24 protein-coding genes are annotated in these 26,599 nt (G+C 66.4%); 12 read left to right on the plus strand and 12 right to left on the minus strand.

The annotated features are described in order from the left end of the window. Positions 1 to 97: 97 nt before the first annotated feature. The 8 genes from rsxA (at position 98) to HMPREF3014_RS26765 (ending at position 6,879) form a co-directional block, all read left to right on the plus strand. Complete coding sequence (gene rsxA, locus HMPREF3014_RS26730; protein WP_003092041.1) at positions 98 to 682, plus strand: electron transport complex subunit RsxA; 585 nt, start codon at positions 98 to 100, stop codon at positions 680 to 682. Next, a complete protein-coding gene (gene rsxB, locus HMPREF3014_RS26735) occupies positions 679 to 1,245 on the plus strand; it encodes an electron transport complex subunit RsxB (RefSeq protein WP_003103780.1) in 567 nt (188 codons plus the stop codon). Before rsxA ends, rsxB begins: the two co-directional genes overlap by 4 nt. Further along, positions 1,242 to 3,566 carry an electron transport complex subunit RsxC gene (rsxC, locus tag HMPREF3014_RS26740; RefSeq protein WP_009876886.1) on the plus strand — a complete coding sequence of 775 codons (2,325 nt, stop codon included), beginning with the start codon at positions 1,242 to 1,244 and terminating at the stop codon, positions 3,564 to 3,566. The genes rsxB and rsxC overlap by 4 nt, the downstream gene beginning before the upstream one ends. 2 nt (positions 3,567 to 3,568) lie before the next feature. Further along, a complete protein-coding gene (locus tag HMPREF3014_RS26745; protein ID WP_010793281.1) occupies positions 3,569 to 4,603 on the plus strand; it encodes an RnfABCDGE type electron transport complex subunit D in 1,035 nt (344 codons plus the stop codon). Next, positions 4,603 to 5,247, plus strand: a complete 645-nt coding sequence (gene rsxG / locus HMPREF3014_RS26750; protein ID WP_003092047.1) for an electron transport complex subunit RsxG — start codon at positions 4,603 to 4,605, stop codon at positions 5,245 to 5,247. Before HMPREF3014_RS26745 ends, rsxG begins: the two co-directional genes overlap by 1 nt. Continuing rightward, a complete protein-coding gene (locus HMPREF3014_RS26755) occupies positions 5,240 to 5,956 on the plus strand; it encodes an electron transport complex subunit E (RefSeq protein WP_023087117.1) in 717 nt (238 codons plus the stop codon). Before rsxG ends, HMPREF3014_RS26755 begins: the two co-directional genes overlap by 8 nt. After that, the gene (gene nth / locus HMPREF3014_RS26760; protein ID WP_003092050.1) at positions 5,953 to 6,591 is read left to right on the plus strand and encodes an endonuclease III; all 639 of its coding nucleotides are present in this window, start codon (positions 5,953 to 5,955) and stop codon (positions 6,589 to 6,591) included. The genes HMPREF3014_RS26755 and nth overlap by 4 nt, the downstream gene beginning before the upstream one ends. Before the next feature lie 108 nt (positions 6,592 to 6,699). After that, entirely contained in the window at positions 6,700 to 6,879 is a 180-nt protein-coding gene (locus HMPREF3014_RS26765) for a PA3496 family putative envelope integrity protein (protein WP_003092052.1), read from the plus strand. A gap of 198 nt (positions 6,880 to 7,077) precedes the next feature. On the opposite strand, the gene HMPREF3014_RS26770 is transcribed toward HMPREF3014_RS26765, so the two are convergent. The 9 genes from HMPREF3014_RS26770 to mexP form a co-directional block, all read right to left on the minus strand. Continuing rightward, on the minus strand, positions 7,078 to 8,151 hold the full coding sequence (locus HMPREF3014_RS26770) for a class I SAM-dependent methyltransferase (RefSeq protein ID WP_003092054.1): 1,074 nt from the start codon (positions 8,149 to 8,151) through the stop codon (positions 7,078 to 7,080). A 49-nt stretch (positions 8,152 to 8,200) separates the two neighbouring features. Further along, entirely contained in the window at positions 8,201 to 9,652 is a 1,452-nt protein-coding gene (locus HMPREF3014_RS26775) for a class-II fumarase/aspartase family protein (RefSeq protein WP_003092055.1), read from the minus strand. Then, the gene (purB, locus tag HMPREF3014_RS26780) at positions 9,652 to 11,085 is read right to left on the minus strand and encodes an adenylosuccinate lyase (RefSeq protein ID WP_023087116.1); all 1,434 of its coding nucleotides are present in this window, start codon (positions 11,083 to 11,085) and stop codon (positions 9,652 to 9,654) included. Before purB ends, HMPREF3014_RS26775 begins: the two co-directional genes overlap by 1 nt. Before the next feature lie 30 nt (positions 11,086 to 11,115). Then, positions 11,116 to 12,102 (minus strand): HOASN domain-containing protein, encoded by a 987-nt coding sequence (locus HMPREF3014_RS26785; protein ID WP_023087115.1) that lies wholly within the window; start codon positions 12,100 to 12,102, stop codon positions 11,116 to 11,118. 32 nt (positions 12,103 to 12,134) lie between these two features. Next, complete coding sequence (locus HMPREF3014_RS26790; RefSeq protein WP_023087114.1) at positions 12,135 to 13,172, minus strand: HOASN domain-containing protein; 1,038 nt, start codon at positions 13,170 to 13,172, stop codon at positions 12,135 to 12,137. 400 nt (positions 13,173 to 13,572) lie between these two features. Then, positions 13,573 to 13,767, minus strand: a complete 195-nt coding sequence (locus HMPREF3014_RS26795) for a heavy-metal-associated domain-containing protein (RefSeq protein ID WP_003092060.1) — start codon at positions 13,765 to 13,767, stop codon at positions 13,573 to 13,575. 597 nt (positions 13,768 to 14,364) lie between these two features. Continuing rightward, positions 14,365 to 15,834 (minus strand): multidrug efflux transporter outer membrane subunit OpmE, encoded by a 1,470-nt coding sequence (gene opmE / locus HMPREF3014_RS26800; RefSeq protein WP_070734508.1) that lies wholly within the window; start codon positions 15,832 to 15,834, stop codon positions 14,365 to 14,367. Then, positions 15,831 to 18,992 (minus strand): multidrug efflux RND transporter permease subunit MexQ, encoded by a 3,162-nt coding sequence (mexQ, locus tag HMPREF3014_RS26805; protein WP_023087112.1) that lies wholly within the window; start codon positions 18,990 to 18,992, stop codon positions 15,831 to 15,833. The genes opmE and mexQ overlap by 4 nt, the downstream gene beginning before the upstream one ends. Then, positions 18,989 to 20,146: a multidrug efflux RND transporter periplasmic adaptor subunit MexP gene (mexP, locus tag HMPREF3014_RS26810; protein ID WP_003124272.1), complete on the minus strand. Its 1,158-nt coding sequence runs from the start codon at positions 20,144 to 20,146 to the stop codon at positions 18,989 to 18,991. The genes mexQ and mexP overlap by 4 nt, the downstream gene beginning before the upstream one ends. Positions 20,147 to 20,522: 376 nt before the next feature. On the opposite strand from mexP, the gene gloA reads away from it, so the two are divergent. Beyond that, positions 20,523 to 20,909 carry a lactoylglutathione lyase gene (gene gloA / locus HMPREF3014_RS26815; protein WP_003110007.1) on the plus strand — a complete coding sequence of 129 codons (387 nt, stop codon included), beginning with the start codon at positions 20,523 to 20,525 and terminating at the stop codon, positions 20,907 to 20,909. 91 nt (positions 20,910 to 21,000) lie between these two features. Here the strand turns inward: gloA and HMPREF3014_RS26820 are convergent, their stop codons facing one another. Beyond that, positions 21,001 to 22,218 (minus strand): argininosuccinate synthase, encoded by a 1,218-nt coding sequence (locus tag HMPREF3014_RS26820; RefSeq protein ID WP_003092065.1) that lies wholly within the window; start codon positions 22,216 to 22,218, stop codon positions 21,001 to 21,003. 117 nt (positions 22,219 to 22,335) lie between these two features. Then, positions 22,336 to 23,301, minus strand: coding sequence for a flagellar protein MotY (motY, locus tag HMPREF3014_RS26825; RefSeq protein WP_003104269.1), 966 nt, complete (start codon positions 23,299 to 23,301; stop codon positions 22,336 to 22,338). 133 nt (positions 23,302 to 23,434) lie between these two features. Here motY and pyrC point away from each other — a divergent pair, with 133 nt between their 5' ends. Together pyrC and rnt are read left to right on the plus strand one after the other, a co-directional pair. Further along, entirely contained in the window at positions 23,435 to 24,481 is a 1,047-nt protein-coding gene (gene pyrC, locus HMPREF3014_RS26830) for a dihydroorotase (protein ID WP_003092068.1), read from the plus strand. Continuing rightward, a complete protein-coding gene (gene rnt, locus HMPREF3014_RS26835) occupies positions 24,478 to 25,152 on the plus strand; it encodes a ribonuclease T (protein WP_023087111.1) in 675 nt (224 codons plus the stop codon). The genes pyrC and rnt overlap by 4 nt, the downstream gene beginning before the upstream one ends. A 178-nt stretch (positions 25,153 to 25,330) precedes the next feature. On the opposite strand, the gene HMPREF3014_RS26840 is transcribed toward rnt, so the two are convergent. Then, entirely contained in the window at positions 25,331 to 25,933 is a 603-nt protein-coding gene (locus HMPREF3014_RS26840; protein ID WP_003092073.1) for a peroxiredoxin, read from the minus strand. Between the two features lie 259 nt (positions 25,934 to 26,192). Here HMPREF3014_RS26840 and HMPREF3014_RS26845 point away from each other — a divergent pair, with 259 nt between their 5' ends. Further along, positions 26,193 to 26,414 carry a bacterioferritin-associated ferredoxin gene (locus HMPREF3014_RS26845; protein WP_003092075.1) on the plus strand — a complete coding sequence of 74 codons (222 nt, stop codon included), beginning with the start codon at positions 26,193 to 26,195 and terminating at the stop codon, positions 26,412 to 26,414. Positions 26,415 to 26,599: the final 185 nt, after the last annotated feature.

A 26,599-nucleotide genomic window follows, 5' to 3' on the forward strand; every position in this document is an offset into this window, starting at 1 on the left:
TCTTTCGTACGTGTTTGCGCTAGCCTTGCAGGGCAATCCCACCCGATAATAGGGGATTTCCCCCGACGGCCCCGGCCCTGCAACGAATGCTTCGCGTATGACTGAACTCGCCCTGATCCTGGTCAGCGCCATCCTGGTCAACAACTTTGTCCTGGTGCAGTTCCTCGGCCTGTGCCCGTTCATGGGCGTGTCGCGGAAGATCGAGACGGCCATCGGCCTGTCCCTCGCCACCACCTTCGTCCTGACCCTGGCGGCGATGTGCAGCCATATCCTGCAACGCTACGTGCTGCGCCCGCTGGACCTGGAGTACCTGCGCACCATCGGCTTCATCCTGGTGATCGCGGTGGTGGTGCAGTTCACCGAGATGCTGGTGAAGAAGACCAGCCCGCTGCTGTACCGGGTGCTCGGCATCTTCCTGCCGCTGATCACCACCAATTGCATCGTCCTCGGCGTCGCCCTGCTCAACGCCAACAAGGCTGAATACGGCTTCCTCCAGGCCACTACCCAGGGCTTCGGCGCCGGGCTGGGCTTTTCCCTGGTGCTGGTGCTGTTCGCCGCCCTGCGCGAGCGCATCGCCATCGCCGACGTGCCGGCGCCGTTCCGCGGCGCGGCCATCGGCATGATCACCGCCGGCCTGATGTCGCTGGCGTTCATGGGCTTCAGTGGGTTGGTCCGGCCATGAACGGCGTGTTCCTGGCGATCGGCGCGCTGCTGCCGATCTGCCTGGCCGGCGGTGCGCTGCTCGGCTATGCGGCGGTGCGCTTCCGCGTCCAGGGCGATCCGGTCGCCGAGCAGGTCAACGCCCTGTTGCCGCAGACCCAGTGCGGCCAGTGTGGCTACCCCGGCTGCAAGCCCTACGCCGAGGCGATCGCCGCCGGCGACAAGATCAACAAGTGCCCGCCGGGCGGCGAAGCGACCATCCGCGCCCTCGCCGACCTGCTCGACCTGGAGCCCGAGCCGCTCGACGCCGCCGAGGAAACCCCGCCGCGGGTAGCCTACATCCGCGAGGCCGAATGCATCGGCTGCACCAAGTGCATCCAGGCCTGCCCGGTGGACGCCATCGTCGGCGCCGCACGGTTGATGCACACGGTGATCGCCGACGAATGCACCGGTTGCGACCTGTGCCTGGAGCCCTGTCCGGTGGACTGCATCGAGATGCGCGAGATACCGGACGACGTGCGCCACTGGAAGTGGCCCCAGCCGTCGCCGCGACTGATCGCCAGCGACCGGGAGCGAGCGGCATGAGCGCCCTGCACGCCTTCCCCGGCGGCCTCTGCCTGCCGGCCAACAAGGAGCGCTCCACCGCCCTGCCGATCCAGCAGGCGCCGCTGGCGCAGCGCTACATCGTGCCGCTCGGCCAGCACATCGGCGCGCCGGCGCGACCTTGCGTGGAAGTCGGCCAGGCCGTACTCAAGGGCCAGACCATCGCCCTCCCGGACGGCACCGTCAGCGCCGCGCTGCATGCCCCGACCTCGGGTACCGTGGTGGCGATCGGCGCACACCCCTATCCGCATGCCTCCGGTCTTCCCGCGCCGGCCATCGTCATCGCCAGCGACGGCCTGGAGCGCTGGACCGAGCTGCATCCCTGCCCGGACTTCCGCGCCGAAAGTCCGCTGGCGTTGCTCGAACGCATCCGCGCGGCCGGCATCGGCGGTCTCGGCGGCGCCGGCTTCCCCACCGCGGCCAAGCTCGCCGCGCGCCCGGCGGAAAAGATCCATACGCTGGTGGTGAACGGCGCCGAATGCGAGCCCTACATCAGCGCCGACGACCTGCTCATGCGCGAGCGCGCCACGCAGGTGCTGGGCGGCATCGATATCCTGGTGCAGATCCTGTGCCCCGAAGAGGTGCTGGTCGGCATCGAGGACGACAAACCGGAAGCCATCGCCGCCCTCGGCGCCGCCCTCGGTGAACGGCCCTATCGCATCGTCGCCCTGCCGACCCGCTATCCCTCGGGCGGCGAGCGCCAGCTGATCCAGTTGCTCACCGGCAGGGAAGTCCCGGCGGACGGCCTGCCGGCGGACATCGGCATCCTGTGCCAGAACGTCGGCACCCTGGCCGCCGTGCACGATGCCGTCGTCCTCGGTCGGCCGCTGATCTCGCGGATCACTACCCTCGCCGGCGGCGCCCTGGAGCGGCCGATGAACGTCGAGGCGCTGATCGGTACGCCGGTACACGAGTTGCTGGCGTTCGCCGGCCTCGCCGAGGGACGCCTGGAACGCGTGCTGATGGGCGGGCCGATGATGGGCTTCGCCCTGCCCGATCTCTCGGTGCCGCTGATCAAGACCTGCAACTGCCTGCTCGCCGGCGATGCCACGGAGCTGCCGGAACCAGTGCCGGCCATGCCCTGTATCCGCTGCGGCGACTGCGCCCAGGTCTGCCCCGTCAGCCTGCTGCCACAACAACTGCATTTCTTCGCCCTGGGCGACGAGCACGAGCAATTGCTCGCCCACAACCTGTTCGATTGCATCGAATGCGGCGCCTGCGCCTACGTCTGCCCGTCGAGCATTCCCCTGGTGCAGTACTACCGCGCGTCCAAGGCGGAGATCCGCGAGCAGCGGCAGAAGCTGCTGAAGGCCGAACAATCCCGTGAGCGTTTCGAGCAACGCCAGGCTCGCCTGCGCCGCGACGAGGAGCGCCGGGCCGCAGAACGCGCCCAACGCGCGGAGAAGGCCGCGCTGGCGCGCGCCGCCCAGGCCGAGCGCGAGGAAGCCGCCCCCGCCACGGCGGTCGACCCGGTGCAGGCGGCGATCGAGCGGGCCAGGGCGCGCAAGCAGGCCGGTAGCGGCAGCGAACGGCTGAAACGGCTGAAGATCGAAGCGAGCATGGCGCGGGTGGCCCTGAAGAAGGCCGAGAAACAGTTGCTCAGCCACGACACCCCGGAACAGCATGGCCTGGTCGCGGAACTGCGCGCCGCCGCCGAGGCCGCCGACAAGGCCCTGGCCGATGCCGAAGCCAGCCTGCCGCGCGACCTACCCAGCGCACCGCCTGCCGCGCTCGACGACGAAGCCGAACTGAAGAAGGCCAAGGCCCAGGCCGCCATGGCCCGCGCCCAGCTCAAGCGCTCGGAAAAGGCCTTCGGCGAAGCGCCCGGCGCCGAGCAACGGGCGACCCTCGACGAACTGCGCGCCGAGGTCGAGCGTTGCGAAGCCACCCTGGCCCGCCTCGAGCGTCACGCGCCGAAGCCCGCGGCGCCCGGCGACGACGGCCAGGCGGCGCTGAAGCGGGCGAAGATCGCCCTGGTCGGCAAGCGCGCGGCCTTGAAGAAGGCCGAGCAGGCCGGGGTGATGGACAGCGAGCTGGAACGCCTGCGCGGCGAGCTGCAAGCCGCCGAGCGCGACCTGCATGCCGCCGAGGACGCCTGCGGCAAGCCGGCGCCGGAGCTGGTGCGGATCGACAAGCGCCCGGTCGACCCGCGCACCCGCGAGCTGAAGACCGAGCTGGCCTACGCCCGCGCCGCCCTGAAGAAGCTCGAACGCCTGGCGAACGCCGACGCCGCCGCACTCGCCGCCGCCCGCGCGCGCCTGAGCGCCGCCGAGCGCGCCCTGACCGAACACGGCACGGAGTGACCATGGCCCTGCCCCGCCCCACCTCGCCCCACGCCCGCGGCTCCAACCGTACCCCGGCGATCATGCGCCTGGTGCTCGGCGCCTGCGTCCCCGGCCTGCTGACGCTGACCTGGCTGTACGGCCCGGGCACCCTGCTCAACCTGGCCTGGGCCAGCCTCGTCGCGCTGGCCTGCGAAGCCGCCATGCTGGCCCTGCGCAAACGTCCGCCGGGGGTGTTCCTCAAGGACGGCAGCGCGCTGGTCACCGCCCTGTTGCTGGCAGTCGCCCTGCCGCCCTACGCCCCCTGGTGGCTGACCCTGGTGGCGACCTTCTTCGCCCTGGTATTCGGCAAGCACCTGTACGGTGGCCTCGGACAGAACCCGTTCAACCCGGCGATGCTCGGCTACGTCGTGGCGCTGGTCTCGTTTCCCCTGGAAATGACCCGCTGGCCCTCGCCGGACAGCGCCCTCGGCCTGCCCGACAGCCTCCGCGAATTCCTCGGCCTCGCTAGCCGGCCGGACGCCTGGGCCCACGCCACCGCCCTCGACGTGCTGAAGACCGACCGCAGCCTGACCGTCGATGAGCTGTTCGCCGGCAACCCGGCCTTCGGCCACCTCGGTAGCGCCGGCAGCGAGTGGGTCAACCTGGCGTTCCTCCTCGGCGGCCTGTTCCTGCTCTGGCGCCGGCTGTTCACCTGGCACGCGCCGCTGGGCATGCTCGCCGGCCTGTTCGCCATGAGCCTGCTGTTCTGGAATGGTTCCGGCTCCGATTCCCATGGCTCGCCACTGTTCCATCTGTTCAGCGGGGCGACCATGCTCGGCGCCTTCTTCATCGTCACCGACCCGGTGTCCGGCGCCACCAGCAATCGCGGGCGGCTGGTCTTCGGCCTCGGCGTCGGCGTCCTCACCTACGTCATCCGCACCTGGGGCGGCTATCCCGATGGCGTGGCGTTCGCCGTGCTGCTGATGAACCTGGCGGCGCCGACCATCGACTACTACACCCGGCCGCGCACCTACGGCCATCGCAAGGCCGAGCGCGGCTTCAAGGCAGGCGACTGATGGACGCCGCGACTCGCCGTTCGATGCTGCGCAACGCCCTCCTGCTCGGGCTCTTCGCCCTGGTCGGGGTGGGCCTGGTGGCCCTGGTGCAGCAATTCACAGAGGCGCGCATCGCCGAAGCCCAGCGCGAGGCGCGCGGCCGCGCCCTGCTGGAACTGCTGCCGCCGGGCAGCTACGACAACCATCCGCTGGACAGCCAGGTGCCAACCTTCGCGCCGAAGCTGCTCGGCCTGGATGCGCCGCGTCCGGCCTATGTCGCCCGCCTGCACGGCCAGGCCAGCGCAGTCATCCTCCAGGCCAGCGCGCCGGATGGCTACAGCGGCGCCATCCAGCTACTGGTCGGGGTCACCGCCCAGGGCCGGCTGCTCGGCGTGCGGGTCGTCGCGCACAAGGAAACCCCCGGCCTCGGCGACCGCATCGAACTGGCCAAGAGTCCCTGGGTGCACGGTTTCGACGGCAAGAGCCTGGGCGATCCGGCGGACGCCGGCTGGGCGGTGAAGAAGGACGGCGGTACGTTCGACCAGTTCGCCGGCGCCACCGTCACCCCGCGCGCCGTGGTCCGCGCCGTGCACAAGGCGCTGCGCTACTTCGACGCCAACCGCGAACGCCTGCTCGCCCCCGAAGAGGCTGCCGGACATGAGTGAACAAGATTTCCGCGAGATCGCCCGCAACGGCCTGTGGCGCAACAACCCGGGCCTGGTCCAGTTGCTCGGCCTGTGCCCGCTGCTGGGCACCAGCAACTCGACGGTCAACGCCCTCGGCCTGGGCCTGGCCACCATGCTCGTGCTGGCCTGCTCCAATGCCGCGGTATCGTTGGTGCGCGGCGCGGTGAGCGAGGCGATCCGGCTACCGGCGTTCGTCATGATCATCGCCGTGCTGACCACCTGCATCGAACTGCTGATGCAGGCCTGGACCTACGAGCTGTACCAGGTCCTCGGCATCTTCATCCCGCTGATCACCACCAACTGCGTGATCCTCGGTCGCGCCGAGGCCTTCGCGGCGAAGAACGGCGTGCTGCGCGCCAGCTTCGACGGACTGCTGATGGGCCTCGGCTTCGCCCTGGTCCTGCTGGTCCTCGGCGGCCTGCGCGAGCTGCTCGGCCAGGGTACCCTGCTGGCCGACATGCACTTGCTGTTCGGCCCGGCGGCGGCGGACTGGAAGATCCAGCCGTTCCCGCAGTACCAGGGCTTCCTGCTGGCGATCCTGCCGCCGGGCGCGTTCATCATGCTCGGCCTGCTGATCGCCCTGAAGAACCGTATCGATGAAAGCCTGGCGGAACGCGCCAAGGTGCAGGCGGGCGACGTACTCGCCACCCAGCGCCAGCGCGTCCGCGTCACCGGAGTGATTGAATGAATGCCGCCAAGCGCGCGGAGATCTTCCGCCGACTGCACGAAGACAACCCCGAGCCAAGGACCGAACTGGCCTACACCACCCCCTTCGAACTGCTCATCGCGGTGATCCTCTCCGCCCAGGCCACCGACGTCGGGGTGAACAAGGCCACCGCCCGCCTCTATCCGGTGGCCAACACCCCCGAGGCGATCCACGCCCTCGGCGTCGAGGGGCTGTCGGAGTACATCAAGACCATCGGCCTCTACAACAGCAAGGCGAAGAACGTCATCGAAACCTGCCGCATCCTCATCGAAAAGCACGGCGGCCAGGTCCCCGACAACCGCGAGGACCTCGAAGCCCTGCCCGGGGTTGGCCGCAAGACCGCCAACGTGGTGCTCAACACCGCCTTCCGGCAACTGGCCATGGCGGTGGACACGCATATCTTCCGCGTCGCCAACCGCACCGGCATAGCACCGGGAAAGAACGTTCTGGAGGTGGAGAAGAAACTGCTGAAGTTCGTGCCGCGCGAGTACCTGCTCGATGCCCACCACTGGCTGATCCTGCATGGCCGCTACGTCTGCAAGGCGCGCAAGCCGCAATGCGGAAGCTGCCGGATCGAGGACCTGTGCGAATACAAGCACAAGACTTCAGACGATTGATCAACTATTCGAAATCCTATCTTTACGATTGAAAAAATCTTTTTTACCAGCCACGGCTTTGTCGCTATAAGGTGCGCCATTACCACCCCATAAGTTGGAGTGAATGTCATGGCAAAAGCCAAAGAAGAACTCGAGATCGACGACGAAGCCGGCGTTGAAGAGGATGACGGCGAGGAAACCAGCGTCGAGGTGGCCAAGACCAACCTGACCAAGCGTCGCATCATCGACAACCTGCTGGAAGAACGCCGCCTGCAGCGCCAGTTGTCGGACTACGACTTCGACCTGTGAGAGCGCCGCCCACACCGCAAGCAAGCCCCGCAATTGGCGGGGCTTCGTTTTTCCGGGGGCCATGAAAAGCCCGCCGAAGCGGGCCTGAACACCGGTGCGATCGAGCCGAGACCGCCATGCCCAGCCGGCACGCGCCGGGCGGCGGCCACGGCAACCGCTATCCGACGGTCGCCGTCCCGGCCGTCCCGGATAACGCCGTCAGGGTCGCAGTTCGAACAGCGCCGGCAGCGGCGGCCACTCCGAAGGCACCTTGCGGAAGCGACTGAAGCCGGCGGCCTCGGCCATCTGCCGCGCGCGGTCCTCGCCCATGAAGGCGCCGAGGCCCTCGCCGCCGTGGGACAGCGAACAGGTCATGCAATACAGCGTGCTCTGCGGGTACATCACGCGACCGAACAGGTTCATGTTCTCGTGCAGTTCCTGCGACAGGTTGAGTTCCACCATCAGGTAGGTCCCATCGTCGGCGGTCGACTCGCGCAGGTCCTTCATCATCTGCTGCGGGTCGGTCGCGTCGTGGATGACCACGAAGGTCGTGACGAAGTCGAACTTCTTGCCCGCCAACGCATCGGAATCGCTGACCTCGAAGCGCACCCGGTCGCCGACCCCCGCGGCCTCGGCGTTCGCCCGCGCGCGTTCGATGGACGGCGCGTGGAAGTCACAGCCATAGACCTGGGCTTCGGGGAACGCCTTGGCCATCATGATCGCGGCCAGCCCGCTGCCGCAGCCGAAATCGAGCACGCTGCCACCCGCCTGGAGCTTTTCCTTGACGCCATCCAGCGAAGGAATCCAGTGCTGCACGAGGAAGTGCTTGTACCAGGGCATGGTCATGCGCTCCATGCCTTCCCAGGTTTCCAGCGGGAAGGATTCCTCGGGGCAACCGCCGCCGCAGCGGAAGGCCTCGATGATCTTCGGCGCCATGCTCACGAAGGGCACGCTCAACTGGATGATCCCGCCGGCGAAATAAGGCGAGTCCTCGTCGGCGAGCACCGGGACGAACTCGGCCGGCAACCGATAGCTCCTGCTCTGCGGATCGTAGGCCAGGTAGTTGCCGGTGACCATGCTGCCCAGCCATTCGCGCAGGTAGCGGGTGGTGTAGCCGGTCTGCTGCGCCAGCTCTTCCAGGGTCACCCATTGGCCATGGGCGAGCGCCTTGAACAGCCCCAGGCGGTCGCCGATGTAGAGCATCGCGCCGCGCAGGGTATTGCCGTAGTCCTCCATGATCCGTGCTGAAAACTGCTTGACCTTCGCGGTTTCGATCTCGTTAGCCTTTGTCATTCTTGTTCTCCGTTGATATGCAGTACCGCCGCCTCTGGCGGCGGGTGATTCAGTGGTGGCTGGCGACCTTGTCCAGCACCTTGTCGACGATGGTCCCGGCCATGCCGAGATGGGTCCGCGGCTCGAACAGCCTGGCCAGGGTTTCCTTCGGCATGACGGCGCCCACCCGCGGATCCGACTCGAGCGCCTGGCGCATCGGAATCCGCTTGCGCTGGCAGGCCTGGGTGATCTCGAAGATGATTTCGTAAGCGCTGCTCTTGCCCAGTTGCTTGGCCATCTCGAAGACGAACGCCTCGGTACAGATCGCATCGCTGTATGCATTCGCCGTCCGCGCCATGGTCTCGTCGTGGACCGTGAGCCCGTCGATGGTGTCGGTCAGCAGCGACAGCGCCATCAGCGCATAGTGGGAAACGTCCGCCACCGCACACCATTCCAGGCGCGTGCCGCGGTAGTCCCGCTCGTGCTCGAGGATCATGGCGTCCAACGCGAGCAGGACCTGGGCCTTGGCCAGCCGGGCCAGCACCACGACCTGCTCGCAGCCTTCCGGATTGCGCTTGTGGGGCATGGTGCTGCTACCGATCTGCTGCTGCGTCCAGCCCACCTCCAGCTCGCCGATCTCCCAGCGGTTCAGGGTGCGGATCTCGTCGGCGATCCGCGCCAGGGACGCGGTGACCATGGCCAGGGTGCTGACGAACTCGGTAACCCGGTCGCGGGACACGTGCCAACCCGCCAGCGGCACGTCCAGCGACAGCCGCCGCGCGAAGCTTTCGAGCAGGAGCATGGCCTCGTCGCCGAAGGCGGCCATCGTGCCCACGCCGCCGAACAGTTGCACCACCAGGATCCGCTTGCGCGCCTCGCCCAGGCGTTCGCGGTGACGCAGCAACTCGTCGATCCAGCCGGCCACCTTCAGCCCGAAGGTGGTCGGCAACGCCGGGATCGAGTGGGTCCTGGCGACCATCAACGCATTGCGGGTCCCGCTCGCCAGCACCGAGAGCCGGTCCAGGAGGATGTCCAGCGCCCGCTCCGTTTCATCCAGCACATCGCGCATTTCCAGGGACTGCGCGGTGTCCTGGATATCCTGCGTGGTCGCGCCGAAATGCACGTACTCGCGCGCGCTGGGGCTGCAGTTCCTTTGCAGCGCGCCCAGCAGGGGCATCAGCGAGTGCCCGGTGCTGGCCACGCCGTCGGCGATCTGCTGCAGGTCGACGGCCGAAAGCCTGGCGGCCTTCGCGATCTCCAGCGCGGCCTCGGGCGGGATGACGCCGACATCGGCCTGCGCCAGCGCCAGCGCCGCCTCCACGTCGAGCCAGCGTTGCAGGCGGCAGTGGCTACAGAAGATCCGTCGGCTCACCGGACCGGCGTAGCCGCCGCCATGGGTTTTAGAGTCAACGATGTGACTGTGTTCGTGCTTGCAGGACGACTCGGCCGGTGCGCCGCCGAAGCTCTGCGGATGCGCGGTGCACGAGGAACGGGCAAGCATTTCCAGCGATTCAGCATCCATCACCTATCCTCCATCACGTACTGGGACTGACCGGGATTTCCTTGGGAAGAGGCGGCGCCTTCGGGCCTGTCGCCCGACGCGCCGGTTCGTGGTTTGCCGGCGACCAGGTCGACCATCTCCGCGGCGAGGCCGACGTAGCCGACGGGGTCGAGCAGTTCTTCGAGCGCCTCGGCGCTGAAACAGCCGCGCAACCTTGGCTGCCCGAGCAGCGCCTCGCGGAACGGAACGCCCTGCCGCTGGGAGGCCTGGGTTATCTCATGGAGCAGTTCGTGGGCGGTCTGCTTGCCGAACTGCCCCGCCAGCGCGAGCATGACCCGCTCCGACAGGATCAGCCCACCCAGCAGGTCGAGGTTGGCGCGCATGCGTTCCTCGCGCACCTCGAGCCCCTCGGCCAGCACCGCCTCCATGCGGGTCAGCAAGGCGCCGGCGTAGACGAACAGCTCCGGCAACGCCGCCCACTCGATGCGCCAGGCGGTGCCGTCGCGCTCGTGCAACTGGAACGCGGCATCGGTGAGCGCCACCATCTGTGCCCGCACCAGCCGCGACAGCGCGCTGACCAGGTCGACCGACGACGGGTTCCGCTTGTGCGGCATGGTGCTGCTGCCCACCTGTCCCGGCCGGCTGCCCTCGCGTACCTCGTCGATTTCGCTGCGCTGCAGGTGGTAGATCTCGTTCGCCACCCGGCCCAGCGTCACCGACACCTGGACCAGCAACCCGGCAACCTCCAGCACCCGGTCCCGGGCGCTGTGCCAACTGGTCGACGGCGCGCCGAGACCAAGCCTGGCCAGGGTTCGCCGCTGTAGCTCGAAGCCCTGGGCGCCGAACGACGCCAGGGTTCCCACGGCACCGGTCAGATTGCCGACCAGGACGCGTTCGCGCGCCTCGTCGAAGCGCGCCAGGTGACGGTCGATTTCATCCACCCAGACGGCGACCTTGTAGCCGAAGGTCGTGGGCAGCGCCTGCTGCCCGTGGGTGCGTGCAACCATCGGCGTGTGCTGGTGGCGCAGGGCGAGCGCCAGCAGATGGCCACGGATCGAGTGCAGGAGCCCGAGCGCATGGCCCCAGGCTTCCTTGACCTGCAGCATCAGCCCGGTGTCGAGGATGTCCTGGGTGGTCACGCCATAGTGCACGTACTCCCCCCAGCTACCCTCGCACAACCTCGCCAGGGCGCGGATGGTAGGCACCAGCAGGTGCCCTGTCTCCAGGCTTTCGCGGCCCAGTTGGGTGAGGTCGAAGCGCTCCACCTGGGCGGCGCGGTCGATCTCCCGCGCCGCCTCGTGGGGGATGATGCCCATCTCGCCCTGGGTCGCCGCCAAGGCTCGCTCGACATCCAGCCACCTCCGCACCTGGTTGGTATCGGAAAAGATCGCGGCGAATGCCGGGGACGAGTAGGCGCCCCCGTGTATACGGGATTCCGTAATGTGACTTGGCATTTTCGAGTGCTCGCTTTGTCCCGGTGGAAGTCACTTGACGCTCTGCATCTCTTCCCAGATCGCGTCGTAATAGGCCCTTTCCACACGGAAGTGCTGCGATAGCGAGGTCAGGAACGCATTCTGGAACTGCACGTCCGGAACCCGCCGCGCGATGAGTTGCCATTCGCGCTTGGCCCGCGGCGGTACGAGGCTGATGTGGACCTTGTAGTACTCCGCCTGGTCCTCGCTCAGGCCGGCCTGGAGCAGGGCCCGATAGAGCTTTTCGTGGTTCCCCGGCACGACCAGTTCGGTGATGTAGAACACCGCCAGCCCCCAACCGACCTCGGCATGCCGGAAGGCACGGGCGCGATTGTTCAGGTAGGCGATTTCCTCGGGCATCGTCGACACGGCCTGGAAGTCCGCCTCAAGGCCGATGGCCTCGAGCAGCTTGGCCAGCAGGCGCGGATGCGAACCCTTTTCGTCTTCCTCGCCCAACTCGCCATAGAGGTAACGCGCGAGCGCCGCGGCCTCGTCCACATCGGTCAGGTTGACCAACAGGTCGGCCGCATCGCGGTACAGGCGGAAGGTGCGGAACCACTGGTGACGGAGGAACACCTGGAGCTGCGCGCGGGAGGCCGAGCCGGAGAACACGTACTGCGACATCGGGTGCCGCTCGCGGGACTGCGCGGCGATTTCCTGTTCGAGTCGCTTCTGGAAATCCTCCTCGGACAACGCCCTGGAAAGATCGGCGGCGGGCATGAAACGCTCTTCGACGCGATAGATCGCCCGGGCCAGCCAGCGCCGGGTCTGGGCGGTCGCCACGTCGTCGCTCAACGAAAGGACGTAGAGCAACTGCTGGTACGCGGCATAGGCCTGGCGGTCGCCCTTGAGCCCTGCCTCGGCCAGCGCGGCCAGCTTGCTCGCGGCGCTATCGATCTGGCGGGAAGTAGCGTGGACGGCCAGCGCATCGGCAACGATGCGTGCTTCATCGATGGGCAGGTTCTGCAACTGCGGCAGGGAAAAATTGCGGGTATTCATCCTGTACTCCTTGTTCTTGTTCTGGATAGGCATCAGGCCATGGCCAGGGAATTCGCCTGCATCTGCTCCCAGAGCAGGTCGAAGTAGGCCCGGTTGATTTCGAAGTGGCGCGCCAGCGACTGCATGAACTTGCGCTGGAAGTCTTCGCTCGGCGCGAACTTGGCGATCAGCGCCCACATCTCCTCGGTATCGATCTCGTCCTGGGTGCCGTGCAGGCGATGGAACTCGCTGGGTTGCTCGGGCACGCCCAGGCGCTGCAGGAGTTCGTAGATACGCCGGTGGTTGACGCAGCTCACCGACTCGACCGCGTACAGGAGCGCAAGGCCCCAGGCGACATCGGTGTGCCGCACGCAACGGATACGGTTGTTGAGGTAGGCCTTCTCCAGCGGATGCAGCGCCGGGAAATCGATGCGCAGCGGAATGTCGAAGTAGGTCATCAGGTGGGACAGCAACGCGGGGTGCGAGCGCTCCGGCGTCTCCGCCCCGGCCTCGCCGTAGAGGTTGCGGTAGAACACCGAGGCGTCCTCGATGTTTTCGAAACGGAAGGCCAGCTCCGCCAGGAGGCTGTAGAAGTTGTAGGAACGGACCCAATGGTGTTCCAGGAAGAAGCGCACGTCCTCGACCGGCGGCGTGCCCTGGAACAGGTGGACCGACATGGGATGGCGCACCCGGCTGCGCGCCTCGATCTCGGCGTCGACCTTCTTGCGGAACTCCTCCACCGGGACGGCGCTGAAACCGGCCGGCTCGGGAGCGAAACGATCCTCGACCAGGTAGACCTGGCTCGCCATCCAGCGGCGGGTCGGCTCCGTATGCGGATCGCTGCCTACGTGCAGTTCCAGGAGCAACGCCTGGTACTGCGCGTAAGCCGAAGCATCACCGCCCAGGCCTTTGGCCGTGACCGCGAGAATCGCCTCGAGCGCGAGCGTGATCTGGTCCAGGGAGGCACCCGGTTTCAAGGCTTCAGCCAGGAGAGCCGATGCATTTCGGGCAGGTTCCGACATTGTCCGCTGGGGGCGGATATTCATATCGGAGGAAGAATTGCAGCATTGCTGTAACGGATTTGAAGTCATTTGGATCACCCTTGTTTTTGTTGTTGTGCGGGGCGACCGTAAAGCTTGCCACGGTGGCAAGGTCAAGCAATGCAGTGGCCATGTCGGCGGACAACGGAGTTCGCCGAAAGGTGCTCTTCGATAACACTGGATGCGCTGCGAAAAACCCCGATCTAAAGGCCTGCGAATCCATCGGAGAATAACTTTTAGGGTTTCCTGTCAGCGCCTCTTGCCGTTCACATAACTGTCACCTCGCGGCCGACTGAAATATTGATTTACAAATTCCAAAGAGTTCTTTCCACAATAGCCAAGCGCCATTGATGGCATATGGAACGCGGACTTCAATGAAAATCATTTTCCTATTGCCGGCACTGGGCGAAACGCTACTATCCGACCCTACGCCTGCGTCATGCCCATGCACTCAACGGCCCTCCGGATAACCGGCCTCGCTCAACGCCTCGAGGAATGCGTGCTTGTCCAGAGTGCTCTCGACCCTGGCCTCGCGCCGAGGAGGATCGGTCTCTACGCGCGCCTGGGGATCGACGCCGTGCAGGATACGGGTGACAGTCTTGGCACAACCGCCGCAGGTCATGTTCGGAATATGGAAAGAAAACATCGCAACCTCCTGGTTTGTTGACTCCTGCGAACCATGAGTCCTGCCATCGTGACAAGGTCAACTCATAAATCTCTCAGGTAAACCAAACTTTCAAAAATTCATATGAATAGTTCCAGAGGTTATTCCGCAAACTTAAAACAACGAGCAAAGCCAAGTTCGAACATATAGAACAACTCCGCCCGACAACCGAGATACCGCGTCAGCCAGCTCCACTCACCACTGAAGAACCTCTCGACGATATGTATTCGACGTCTCCGTGCGGCGCGAGCGCAGAGGCACAGGAGTGACTTCATCCAATAAGAAACGGCGGGCAGCCGGAACGTACCTGAAGAACAATGAGGAAGTAATACTTCCCCACTCTTCTGAACATTGAAGTCCCGAGCAGATACTTTCCATCTGCCCTCTTCACTCATCCATCTGAATGAACTACCGAAAAAGAGTTCGGAACCGACTTATCGATAAGGCGGACAGGGACGAGCGATCCGCGCCAGGCAATCCGTACTCCCGGGGTTCGCCAAATAACCGGAGGACGCGCCGCACGGCCCTCGACCTAGGCAGTCGAGCGAAGGCCGGCGGCCGGAAACCGCCGGCGGCTGATCAGGAGCGACTGTCGCGCTGCCGTGCCACGCCTGGAGAGGTATCGTCGGTAGCCACGCCACAGCGCCGCGCCCCCGCGCAGGCTTCCCAGCCACCACCCAGCGCCTTGTAGATACCCACGACGGCAAGGCGCTGCTCGGTGCGCGCGATGCTCAATGCGCGCCGGCTGAGGTAGTCCGAGCGTTCCGCCTCGAGCACGTCCAGGTACTCCCCCTGGACGAAGCGTTCCCGGGCCAGGCGCGCCGCCTCGCGATTGGCCGTCGCCTCGAGCAGGCGCAGGCGGAGCCTGTCAGCGGCAGCGCCATAGCCGTTGAAGGCATCATCGGTCTCCTGCAGGGCGCGCAGCACCGTCCGGTCGTAGAGGATCAATGCCTCCTGCGCACGGGCCTCGCTGGCGGCGATCCGCGCCCGCACGCGACCGCGGTCGAGTAGCGCCCAGCGAATCACCGGGTTCAGGACGTTGAAGGACGTACCACTCTCGTCCAAAGCATCGAGATTGCCGGCGACCAGGCCAATCGAGCCGCGTACCTCGACCCGCGGATACAGCCCCGCGGTCTCGACGCCGATACGTGCGGTCGCGGCCGCCAGGTTGCGTTCGGCCGCGGCGATGTCGGCGCGACGCGCCAGCAGTCCCGCCGGGTCGCCGACCCCGAGGGTGCGGAGCGTCAGCCTTTCCCCGGAGGCACGGGCGACCGGCGGGCTGAAGGCCTGCGGGGCTTCCGCGAGGAGAACGGCCAGCGCATTGCGGGTGGCGGCGCGGCGCCGTTCGAGGTCGGGCACGGCCGCCTCGACGTTGTGCAATAACGCTTCGGCGCGCAACCGGTCGAACTCGTGGGCGGAGCCGGCGCTGACCAGGCGTTCGACCATCTCCAGGCTGTCGCGCTGGTTGCCGGCGATGTCATGGACCACCGCAAGTTCGGCCTCGATGCCCTGTAGCTGGAACCAGGTCATGGCAACCGTAGCCGCGACGCTCGCCTGCACGTTGCGCAGCAGGGCCTCGCGCGAGCCCGCCTGCGCCTCGGCGGCCTCCACCGAGCGCCGCACCCGACCGAACAGGTCGATTTCCCAGGAAGCATCCAGCGCGCCGCGATAAGTCTCGATGTCGCGCTGCTGGCCGGCCGGTGTTTCCACCTCGCCGCGCCGCCGGGCCTGGTAATCGAACGCCGGGCCGCCGCGCGGCAGGAACTCTTCGCGGTTCTCGCGCAGCAGCGCCTTCGCTTCGTCCAGGCGCGCGCCGGCAAGGGCGATGTCGAGGTTCGCCGCGAGCGCCCGCTGGATCAGAGACTCCAGGGCTGGCTCGTCGAACCCGCGCCACCACTCGATCTCCACGCCACCGCCATCGATACCCGCCGGCATCGCGCCGAAGCTGGCCGGTGCGGACGCGCTCGGCGGCGCATAGTCGGGCCCCACCGCGGCACAGCCGCCCAGCAGGATCAGCGCGCTCAACGAAGACCGCAGGTATGGCTTCATGGACGGCCTCCCTCCAGATGCGCCAGGCTGCCGCCGGCGCGTCGCTCCAGGCGCGCCGCCAGTGCCCGTACCAGTACGTAGAACACCGGCGTGAGGAACAGGCCGAACAGCGTCACCCCGAGCATCCCGGCGAATACCGCGACGCCCATCGCCTGGCGCATTTCCGCTCCGGCGCCGCTGGCCATGACCAACGGCACCACGCCGGCGATGAACGCCAGCGAGGTCATCAGGATCGGCCGCAGGCGCAGGCGGCAAGCCTCGACCACCGCCTCCAGCGCACGGGCGCCCTCGGCCTCCAGCGTGCGGGCAAACTCGACGATCAGGATCGCGTTCTTCGCCGCCAGGCCTACCAGCACCACCAGCCCGATCTGGACGAACACGTTGTTGTCGCCGCCCACCAGCCACACCCCGGCGATCGCGCTGAGCAGGCACATCGGCACGATCAGCAGGACCGCCAGCGGCAACAGCCAGCTGTTGTACTGCGCGGCGAGGATCAGGTAGGCCAGCAGCACGCACAGCGGGAAGATGAACAGCGCGCTGTTGCCGGCCAGCTTCTGCTGGTAGGTCAGGTCGGTCCATTCGAAGGTCATGCCCTCGGGCAGCACTTCGCCGGCCAGGCGCTCCATCAACACCACCGCCTGTCCCGAACTGACGCCGGGAAGCGCGCCGCCGCTGATATCCGCCGACGGATAGCCGTTGTAGTGGATCACCCGGTCGGGACCGGAGCTGGGCGTCACGGTGACGAACGAGGACAGCGGCAACATCGCCCCGGCGGCATTGCGTACCTGCAGGCGCCCGATGGCTTCGGCCTGCATGCGGTGCGGCGCATCGGCCTGGGCAGTGACCTTGTAGGTGCGACCGAAGCGGTTGAAGTCGTTGATGTACAGCGAGCCGAGGTAGACCTGCAATGCCTCGAACACATCGGCCAGGCGAACGCCCTGGCTCTTCACCTTGGTGCGGTCGACCACCACCTCGAGCTGCGGGGCATTGATATCGAAGCTGGTCATCAAGCCCCCGAGCTGGCCGGACTCAGTGGCCTTCATCATCAGCACCTGGGTCTGCCTGGCCAGGGCTTCCAGCCCGGCGCCGCCGCGATCCTCGACCTGCATCTTGAAGCCGCCGATGGTTCCCAGCCCCGGTACCGGCGGCGGCGGGAAGACCCCGAGGAAGCCGTCGGGAATGCTGGCGAACCTGGCTTGCAGGCGCCCGGCGATGGCCAGCGCGCCGAGATCGGCGGAGGTGCGCGATTCGAACGGATCGAGCATGAAGAACATGACCGCGGCGTTCGGCACGTTGACGAAACCGTTCACCGACAGGCCCGGAAAGGCCACGACGCTCTCCACCCCCGGCTCGTCGAGGCCGATCCGGGACATCTGCCTGACCACCGCATCGGTACGCTCCAGCGACGCTCCGTTCGGCAACTGGGCGATGCCGACCAGATAGTACTTGTCCTGCATCGGCACGAAGCCCGGCGGCACCGCCTGGAAACCGACCCAGGTCAGGCCAAGCAGGCCCCCATACACCACCAGGGCCAGGCCGCTCACCCGCACCACCTTGCGCACCGCGTTGCCGTAGGCCTCGGGGGCATTTCGCAACGGTCGGCCGAGGGCCTGGAGCAGTCGCTGGAAGCGCCCCGCCACCGCACCTCCGGCCGGCCGCGGACGCAACAGCAGGCCCGCCAGGGCCGGGCTGAGGGTCAGCGAGTTGAGCGCCGACAGGATGGTGGAGATGGCGATGGTCAGGGCGAACTGACGATAGAACTCGCCCTGCAGGCCACTGAGAAAGGCCGTGGGGATGAACACCGCCGCCAGCACCGAGGTGATCGCCATGATCGGCCCGGTGACCTCGTCCATCGCACGCCGCGCGGCCTGGAGCGGCGGCTCGCCGTTCTCGATGTGGCGCTCGACGTTTTCCACCACCACGATGGCGTCATCGACGACGATGCCGATCGACAACACCAGGCCGAACAACGACAGGGTATTCAGCGAGAAACCCATCAGGTGCATGACGGCGAAGGTGCCGACCAGCGAGACCGGCACGGCCATCAGCGGAATCAGCGAAGCACGCCAGCTACGCAGGAACAGCACCACCACCACCACGACCAGCAGGATCGCCTCCAGCAGGGTGGTGGCCACGGTCTGCAACGAAGCGCGGACGAACACCGTCGGGTCGTAGGCGATGCGCGCGCTCAGGCCGGCCGGGAAGTTGCCTTCGAGCCTCGCCACGGTGGCACGCACCGCCTCGGCGGTATCCAGCGCGTTGGCTCCGGGGCTCTGGATGATCTGCAAGGCCACCGCCGGCTCGCCGTCCAGCAGGCTGCGCAGCGCATAGGCATCGCCGCCCATCTCGATCCGCGCGACGTCGCGCAGGCGCGTCACCTGGCCGTCGGCGCCGGTGCGGACGATGATGTCGCCGAACTGCTCTTCGTCGCTCAGCCGCCCGAGGGTATTCACCGTGACCTGGAAGGCCGCGGTGGAGTCCGGCGCCTGGCCGACGGCGCCGGCCGCCACCTGGACGTTCTGTTCGCGTACCGCGGCGATCACCTCGCCCGCCGTCAGCCCGCGCGCGGCGATCAGGTCGGGGTCGAGCCACAGGCGCATGCTGTACTCGCCGGCGCCCCACACCACCACATCGCTGATCCCCGGCAGGCGAAGCAGTTCGTCGCGCACCTGGAGGTAGGCGTAGTTCGAGATGTACAGCGGGTCGTAGCGTTGCTCCGGCGACAGCAGGTGCACCACCATGAGGATGTCCGGCGAGGTCTTCTGGGTGACCACGCCCTGCCGCTGCACCTCGTCGGGCAGGCGCGAGAGCACCCGCGAGACCCGGTTCTGCACCTGGATCTGGGCCATGTCGGGATCGATGTGCTGGTCGAAGGTGATGGTCAGGATCATTCGCCCGTCGGTGGCCGACTGCGAGGACATGTACAGCATCCCCTCGACCCCGGTGATCGCCTGCTCCAGCGGTGTCGCCACCGTCTGCGCGATCACGTCGGGGTTGGCGCCGGGATAGGCGGTAGTCACCTGCACGGTCGGCGGCGTCACCGCCGGGTATTCGCTCAGCGGCAACTGGAAGAACGAAACGATGCCTCCGATCATCATCAGCACCGAAAGAACGATGGCGAAGATCGGCCTATCGATGAAGAAGCGTGGGAATGTCATTGTGCGGCCCCCACGGTCTTCGACAGGTCGACGGGCGTGCCATCGATTTCCGCAAGGAGCGGCGTGATCTGCATGTCCGGCCGCACCAGGCCCTTGACGACGATGCGCTCGCCCGGCTGCAGGCCCTGGCGGACGACCCGCAGGCCGTCGACCATCGGGCCGAGTTCCACCGGCCGGTACTGGGTCTTGTTGCCTTCGTCGACGACCAGCACATAGCGCCTGCCCTGGTCGGTGCCGATGGAATGGTCGGCGACCAGCACCTGCGCGCGAGGCTTGCCGGTCTCCAGCCTGACCTTGGCGAACAGCCCCGGCGTCAGTTGCCCGTCCGGGTTGTCCACCACCGCCCGAACCCGGACCGTGCCGGTCCCGCGGTCGGCGGCGTTGGCGAGGAAATCGAGGCGACTGCTTCGTCCATAGGACTCGTCGGTGAGCAGCGCCACCTTGACCCTGGGGGCCTGCTCGCCTTCCCTGCCGCGGGTCGGCGCCAGGGCCTGCAGGTAGGTGCGCTCGTCGACATCGAAGTACACGTACAGCGGATCGACCGAAACGATGCTGGTCAGCGCGGTGACGCCATTGGTGACGTAGTTGCCCTCGGTGACCTGGATATGCCCGACACGCCCGCCGATCGGTGCCGTCACCCGCGTGAAGCCGAGATCCAGTTGCGCCGCGTCGAGGGCGGCCCTGGCCGCATCGACCTGGGCCTTGCTGGCATTGCGCGAGGCGATGGCGCTGTCGAGCCGCTCCCGGGCGACGACCTTCCGCGCATACAGCAGCTCGGCTCGCTCGTGTTCGGTGCGCGCCAGCAACGCCGCGGCCTCGGCCTCGCGCAGGCGTGCCCTGGCGGCATCCTGCGCCGCCTTGAACACGCGCGGGTCGATGAGGAACAGTTGCTGGCCCTTCTCCACCAGGCGGCCTTCCGGCACCGTAACGTCCTGGATGTAGCCGGCGACGCGCGGCCGCAGTTCTACCTGCTCGACAGCGGTCAGCGAGCCGGTGAACTCGGCGTAGGGTGTCACCGGGCGAACCACCACCTCGGCGACGGGAACGCTTGGCGGGGCGCTCGCCGCCCCCGGCGGCGCCGACTCCCCGCAGCCAGCGATAAGGGCCGCGACACCTAGCGTCGCGGTGATGCGGATGAAGTGTCTGAGATTCATTGTTGTGCCTTCCTGGTCTGAGCCTGCGTGGCCTGGCTGGACGAAACCGCTTCCGTGGCCGGTTATCGACCTTGACACCTTGGCAAGGTCAACCCCCCTTTTTTCCGACCTCATGGCGAAGGCGCAGCGAGCTTTCGGCCGGTCACCGGGGGCGGGACGCCTGGCACGCTCGGAGACGCAGCGGGCAGCTCGGGAGGGTGGCGGAGGCAGGCCGACCGGCTATCGACGGCCGGCCCAGGGAAGAGGCGAAACGCCCTGTAGGAAGGGAAGTCCGGCAAAGGGCCGGTCGCCGGGACGGGGACGATCCCGATCTCGCAGCCGGTTGCCGGCCACATGGTAAAATCCGCCTTTGACCGTGAAGCTCGAGGCAATGAAAATGCGCATTCTCCATACCATGATCCGGGTCGGAAACATCGATCGCTCGATCGATTTCTATACCCGGGTGCTAGGCATGACCCTGCTCAGGAAGAACGACTATCCCGACGGCCAGTTCACCCTCGCCTTCGTCGGCTATGGCAACGAGGCGGATTCCGCGGTGATCGAGCTTACCCACAACTGGGGCGTGGATGCCTACGAGATCGGCACCGGCTACGGCCATATCGCCATCGAGGTCGACGACGCCTACCAGGCCTGCGACGACATCCGCAACAACGGCGGCCAGGTCACCCGCGAAGCCGGGCCGATGAAGCACGGTACCACCGTGATCGCCTTCGTGACCGACCCGGACGGCTACAAGATCGAACTGATCCAGAAGTCTTCCTGAACGGCCCCGGCTATCGCTTTCAGCAATCAGGAACGAAGAACCCCGGCTCATGGCCGGGGTTCTTCGTTCCATCTCAGGCGGCGCGCGTCGGTCAGGACAGCGTGCGGCCCTTGTTCGCGGCGATGCGCATGCGCAGCGCGTTGAGCTTGATGAAGCCCGCGGCATCGGCCTGGTTGTAGGCGCCGCCGTCTTCCTCGAAGGTCGCGATGTTGGCGTCGAACAGCGAGTCGTCGGACTTGCGGCCCACCACCACGACGTTGCCCTTGTACAGCTTCAGGCGCACTACGCCGTTCACGTTGACCTGCGAGGCGTCGATCATCTGCTGCAGCATCAGGCGCTCCGGGCTCCACCAGTAGCCGGTGTAGATCAGGCTGGCGTACTTGGGCATCAGCTCGTCTTTCAGGTGGGCCACTTCGCGGTCCAGGGTGATCGACTCGATGGCGCGGTGGGCCTTGAGCATGATGGTGCCGCCGGGGGTCTCGTAGCAGCCACGGGACTTCATGCCGACATAGCGGTTCTCGACGATGTCGAGGCGGCCGATGCCGTTGATCCCGCCGACGCGGTTCAGCTCGGTGAGCACCTCGGCCGGGGTCATGTCCTTGCCGTCGATGGCGACGATGTCGCCCTTGCGGTAGGTCAGCTCGATGTAGGTCGGGGTGTCCGGCGCGTTTTCCGGGGAAGCGGTCCACTTCCACATGTCTTCTTCGTGCTCGGTCCAGGTATCTTCCAGCACGCCGCCTTCGTAGGAGATATGCAGGAGGTTGGCGTCCATCGAGTACGGCGACTTCTTCTTGCCGTGGCGCTCGATGGGGATGCCGTGCTTCTCGGCATAGTCCATCAGCTTCTCGCGGGACAGCAGGTCCCACTCGCGCCAGGGCGCGATCACCTTGACGCCGGGCTTCAGCGCGTAGGCGCCCAGCTCGAAGCGGACCTGGTCGTTGCCCTTGCCGGTGGCGCCGTGGGAGATGGCGTCGGCGCCGGTCTCGTTGGCGATCTCGATCAGGCGCTTGGCGATCAGCGGACGAGCGATGGAGGTGCCCAGCAGGTACTCGCCTTCGTAGACGGTGTTGGCGCGGAACATCGGGTAGACGAAGTCGCGGACGAATTCTTCGCGCAGGTCGTCGATGTAGATTTCCTTGACGCCCATCGCGCGGGCCTTGGCGCGAGCCGGTTCGACTTCCTCGCCCTGGCCGAGGTCGGCGGTGAAGGTCACCACTTCGCAGTTATAGGTATCTTGCAACCACTTCAGAATTACCGAGGTATCCAGGCCGCCGGAATACGCCAGGACTACCTTCTTCACATCCGCCATGCCATCACTCCACGGGGGTCGTCACGAAAAGCGACAATTCTACGCAGGGCATTCGGGAAATTACAGAGGGGCGACAGCTTTAGACGCAAAAGCGACAGATTCTATCGTTTGCGCGACTCAAACCGTGGGTTTTCCCTGAAGCGAGGCGGCCGGAGGCTTCGGTGCGGCAGGTTCTGCCGCGGGCGGCGCCGGCTTGTCCTCGGCCTTCGGCGCTTCCGTCGCCGGCTCGACCACCGCCTCGCGCGACAGGTGCACGGTGACCCGGCGGTTGCGCGCACGGTTGGCGGCGCTGTTGTTGGCCACCAGCGGGTAGCGCTCGCCGTAGAAGCGCACGTTGATCTGGCTTTCCGGCACCCCGTTGCTCTTCAGGTACTCCTGCACCGCCAGCGCGCGGCGGCGCGACAGGTCGCGGTTGGTCAGGCGGTTGCCGCTGTTGTCGGAGTGCCCGTCGAGTTCGATCCGGTTGATGCTCGGATCGGCCTTGAGCAGTTGCAGGATGATGTCCAGCTTGGCTCGCGCCACGTCGTTCAGCGCCGTGCCGCCGTCGGGGAAGCCGACCTGGGCCAGCTTGACCTGGTCGAAGTTCACCGGCAGCAGCTTGGCGATGCAGGCCTGGTACTGGCTGTAGACGCTGGCGAAGCGCGCCGGCAGCAGGCGCACCTCCAGGCGATCGCCCTGCCAGGTGCGATGGCGGACCAGCGGGCTGCGCCCCTCGAGCAGGCCGGTGAGCAACCGACCGGCCTGTTGCTGGCTGCTGTTGAACGGCACCTCGCCGCTACCGATGCTGACCTGGCCAAGGTTGATGTCGCCCTGCCCCGGTCGCCAGGGCGGCGCGGCAGCCAGCAGGGTCGCCGACCCGCGCCCCAGCCACTGGGCCTCGGGCTTCAGGCGGAAGGTCGCCTGCTCGCCGGCACGCCGGACGAACTCGCCGACTCCGAAATTCGCCACCGGCTGCGACAGGCGGCATTCGAACTGGTCGCCTTCGACCTTCCACTCGACGCTCTCCAGCCGCGTCTGGAAGGTCACCGCCAGCGCCGGCAGGCTGCTGAGCAGGAAAGGCAATAGAAGAAGGCGCGGCTGCACGACGGCGGGCTCCGGGGAAAGCGTCCAAATACGAAGGATGTATCGGACGGCCCGGACAAAACTTGATAGCGAGTGCCCCGCCCCCCCTTTTCCGGTAGCATTTCCCCCCACGAAATCCCGTCCTGGAAGCCCCATGTCCGACCGTCTCACCCTCCTGCGCCCCGACGACTGGCACATTCACCTGCGTGACGGTGCCGCGCTGGCCAATACCGTCGGCGACGCCGCCCGCACCTTCGGCCGCGCCATCGTCATGCCGAACCTGGTGCCGCCGGTGCGCAACGCCGCCGAAGCCGACGCCTACCGGCAGCGCATCCTCGCCGCCCGCCCCGCCGCCAGCCGCTTCGAGCCGCTGATGGTGCTGTACCTCACCGACCGCACCAGCGCTGAGGAAATCCGTACCGCCAAGGCCAGCGGCTTCGTGCATGCCGCCAAGCTCTATCCGGCAGGCGCCACCACCAACTCGGACTCTGGCGTGACCCGCATCGACAATATCTTCGAAGCGCTCGAGGCGATGGCCGAGGTCGGCATGCCGCTGCTGGTGCATGGCGAGGTGACCCGCGCCGAGGTCGACGTATTCGATCGTGAGAAGCAGTTCATCGACGAGCACCTGCGCCGGGTGGTCGAGCGCTTCCCGACCCTGAAAGTGGTCTTCGAGCACATCACCACCGGCGACGCTGCCCAGTTCGTCCGGGAAGCCCCGGCCAACGTCGGCGCGACCATTACCGCCCATCACCTGCTGTACAACCGCAACCACATGCTGGTCGGCGGTATCCGCCCGCATTTCTATTGCCTGCCGATCCTCAAGCGCAACACCCACCAGGAAGCCCTGCTGGACGCCGCGGTGAGCGGCAATCCGAAATTCTTCCTCGGCACCGACTCGGCGCCGCACGCCCGCCACGCCAAGGAAGCCGCCTGCGGTTGCGCCGGCTGCTACAGCGCCTACGCCGCCATCGAGCTGTATGCCGAGGCCTTCGAACAGCGCAATGCGCTGGACAAGCTGGAAGGCTTCGCCAGCCTGCACGGCCCGGACTTCTATGGCCTGCCGCGCAACACCGACCGGATCACCCTGGTCCGCGAGGAATGGCAGGCGCCCGCCAGCCTCCCCTTCGGCGACTTCGACGTGGTGCCGCTGCGCGCCGGCGAGACACTCCGCTGGAAACTGCTGGAGGCCGGGGCATGAACGAAGACAACTTCGACGACGAATTCGACGGCAGCCTCCCCAGCGGCCCGCGCCATCCGATGGCGCGCCGCTTCCGCGGCTACCTGCCGGTAGTGGTGGACGTCGAGACCGGCGGCTTCAACTCGGCCACCGACGCGCTGCTGGAAATCGCCGCGACCACCGTCGGCATGGACGAGAAAGGCTTCCTGTTCCCGGAACACACCTACTTCTTCCGCATCGAGCCCTTCGAAGGCGCCAACATCGAGCCGGCCGCGTTGGAATTCACCGGCATCAAGCTCGACCACCCGCTACGCATGGCGGTGCAGGAGGAAGCGGCACTCACCGAGATCTTCCGCGGCATCCGCAAGGCGCTGAAGGCCAATGGCTGCAAGCGGGCGATCCTGGTCGGCCACAACAGCAGCTTCGACCTCGGTTTCCTCAATGCCGCCGTGGCGCGTACCGGGATCAAGCGCAATCCGTTCCATCCCTTCTCCAGCTTCGACACCGCCACCCTGGCTGGCCTCGCCTACGGCCAGACGGTCCTGGCCAAGGCCTGCCAGGCCGCCGGCATGGAGTTCGACAACCGCGAGGCGCACTCGGCACGCTACGACACCGAGAAGACCGCCGAGCTGTTCTGCGGCATCGTCAACCGCTGGAAGGAAATGGGCGGCTGGATGGATGACGACGACTGAGCCTCGGCCCACTTAGGCGGATAACGCCAGGACGTTATCCGTCCTACGCGACCGGTCAGGCAATCTCCCCCTCTTCGGAGCGAGGCGCGTGACCTGGGATGGGGCTGCCGGCCCTCGCGAGCCCATGAAAAAGCCCCGCCGAAGCGGGGCTTTTTCCAACGCGCGAAGCAGGCTCTTCTTACAGCTTGCTGGCGTTCTCGGCCAGGTACTTGGCCACGCCTTCGGGCGATGCGGTCATGCCCTTGTCGCCCTTCTTCCAGTTGGCCGGGCAGACTTCGCCGTGCTCCTCATGGAACTGCAGGGCATCGACCAGACGCAGCAGCTCGTCCATGTTGCGGCCCAGCGGCAGGTCGTTGACGATCTGCGAGCGCACAACGCCTTCCTTGTCGATCAGGAACGCGCCACGGAAGGCCACGCCGCCGTCGGACTCGACGTCATAGGCCTTGGCGATCTCGTGCTTGGTGTCGGCCGCCAGGGTGTACTTGACGGCGCCGATGCCGCCCTTGTCCACCGGGGTGTTGCGCCAGGCGTTGTGGGTGAAGTGGGAGTCGATGGAAACGCCGATCACCTCGACGTTGCGCGCCTGGAATTCCGGGATGCGGTGGTCCAGGGCGATCAGCTCGGACGGGCAGACGAAGGTGAAGTCCAGCGGATAGAAGAACACCAGGCCGTACTTGCCCTTGATGGCCTCGGACAGGGTGAAGCTCTCGACGATCTCGCCATTGCCCAGTACCGCGGCAACGTTGAAGTCAGGCGCTTTCTTACCTACGAGTACGCTCATTCCATGTCTCCTTTAAGCGGAAGGTTGAAGGACGGCACCGCAGCCTGCCGGCTCCTCGTGAAGCCTCGATGGCAGGGGCGCCGTTCCCCGGGAAACAACCATCATACACCCCGCCCCAGCCGGCGCTAAGTCTTTGTCCGACAAAGCCATTTGTCGGGGGGCGAAAAAAACCCGACTAAAACGCTCCAGGGAACTTTGACAATCATTCTCATTATTATTAGTATCTTTTCCAACTCAACTTCCCAGTAGCCAGATCGCCATGTACGTCTGCCTCTGCCAAGGTGTTACCGACAACCAGATCCGCGATGCCATCTACGAAGGCTGCTGCAGCTATCGTGAGGTTCGCGAAGCCACCGGCGTCGGTACCCAGTGCGGCAAGTGCGCATGCCTGGCCAAGCAGGTGGTACGCGAAACCCTCAACGACCTGCAGAGTGCCCAGCCGGTACCGGCGTTCGGGACTACGGCGTTCGTCGCTGCCTGAAAAATATTTTTTATCCCTCTTTCAGAAGAACCGGGCCTGGCGCCCGATTTTTTTATGCCTTCAATTCAATGACTTAGCGGCAGAACGCGGAAAGAAAACATTCGTATTCATATTCTTTTTCCCTTATATTTCAATAACTTAGGTTTGACACCCTGCTTCGTCGCGGCCAAACTTGGCGAATCACA

The sequence above is a fragment of the Pseudomonas sp. HMSC065H01 genome, from assembly GCF_001815235.1.
GTDB classification, from domain to species: domain Bacteria; phylum Pseudomonadota; class Gammaproteobacteria; order Pseudomonadales; family Pseudomonadaceae; genus Pseudomonas; species Pseudomonas aeruginosa.

Coding starts and splice junctions, on each gene's coding strand:
- rsxG (WP_003092047.1), top strand. CDS start 4,603: ATGGACGCCGCGACTCGCCGTTCGATGCTGCGCAACGCCCTCCTGCTC.
- rnt (WP_023087111.1), top strand. CDS start 24,478: ATGAACGAAGACAACTTCGACGACGAATTCGACGGCAGCCTCCCCAGC.
- purB (WP_023087116.1), bottom strand. CDS start 11,085: ATGCCAAGTCACATTACGGAATCCCGTATACACGGGGGCGCCTACTCG.
- HMPREF3014_RS26820 (WP_003092065.1), bottom strand. CDS start 22,218: ATGGCGGATGTGAAGAAGGTAGTCCTGGCGTATTCCGGCGGCCTGGAT.
- HMPREF3014_RS26765 (WP_003092052.1), top strand. CDS start 6,700: ATGGCAAAAGCCAAAGAAGAACTCGAGATCGACGACGAAGCCGGCGTT.
- HMPREF3014_RS26745 (WP_010793281.1), top strand. CDS start 3,569: ATGGCCCTGCCCCGCCCCACCTCGCCCCACGCCCGCGGCTCCAACCGT.
- HMPREF3014_RS26775 (WP_003092055.1), bottom strand. CDS start 9,652: ATGGATGCTGAATCGCTGGAAATGCTTGCCCGTTCCTCGTGCACCGCG.
- rsxA (WP_003092041.1), top strand. CDS start 98: ATGACTGAACTCGCCCTGATCCTGGTCAGCGCCATCCTGGTCAACAAC.
- mexQ (WP_023087112.1), bottom strand. CDS start 18,992: ATGACATTCCCACGCTTCTTCATCGATAGGCCGATCTTCGCCATCGTT.
- nth (WP_003092050.1), top strand. CDS start 5,953: ATGAATGCCGCCAAGCGCGCGGAGATCTTCCGCCGACTGCACGAAGAC.
- HMPREF3014_RS26795 (WP_003092060.1), bottom strand. CDS start 13,767: ATGTTTTCTTTCCATATTCCGAACATGACCTGCGGCGGTTGTGCCAAG.
- HMPREF3014_RS26770 (WP_003092054.1), bottom strand. CDS start 8,151: ATGACAAAGGCTAACGAGATCGAAACCGCGAAGGTCAAGCAGTTTTCA.
- HMPREF3014_RS26845 (WP_003092075.1), top strand. CDS start 26,193: ATGTACGTCTGCCTCTGCCAAGGTGTTACCGACAACCAGATCCGCGAT.
- mexP (WP_003124272.1), bottom strand. CDS start 20,146: ATGAATCTCAGACACTTCATCCGCATCACCGCGACGCTAGGTGTCGCG.
- HMPREF3014_RS26755 (WP_023087117.1), top strand. CDS start 5,240: ATGAGTGAACAAGATTTCCGCGAGATCGCCCGCAACGGCCTGTGGCGC.
- HMPREF3014_RS26840 (WP_003092073.1), bottom strand. CDS start 25,933: ATGAGCGTACTCGTAGGTAAGAAAGCGCCTGACTTCAACGTTGCCGCG.
- opmE (WP_070734508.1), bottom strand. CDS start 15,834: ATGAAGCCATACCTGCGGTCTTCGTTGAGCGCGCTGATCCTGCTGGGC.
- rsxB (WP_003103780.1), top strand. CDS start 679: ATGAACGGCGTGTTCCTGGCGATCGGCGCGCTGCTGCCGATCTGCCTG.
- rsxC (WP_009876886.1), top strand. CDS start 1,242: ATGAGCGCCCTGCACGCCTTCCCCGGCGGCCTCTGCCTGCCGGCCAAC.
- gloA (WP_003110007.1), top strand. CDS start 20,523: ATGCGCATTCTCCATACCATGATCCGGGTCGGAAACATCGATCGCTCG.
- HMPREF3014_RS26790 (WP_023087114.1), bottom strand. CDS start 13,172: ATGACTTCAAATCCGTTACAGCAATGCTGCAATTCTTCCTCCGATATG.
- HMPREF3014_RS26785 (WP_023087115.1), bottom strand. CDS start 12,102: ATGAATACCCGCAATTTTTCCCTGCCGCAGTTGCAGAACCTGCCCATC.
- pyrC (WP_003092068.1), top strand. CDS start 23,435: ATGTCCGACCGTCTCACCCTCCTGCGCCCCGACGACTGGCACATTCAC.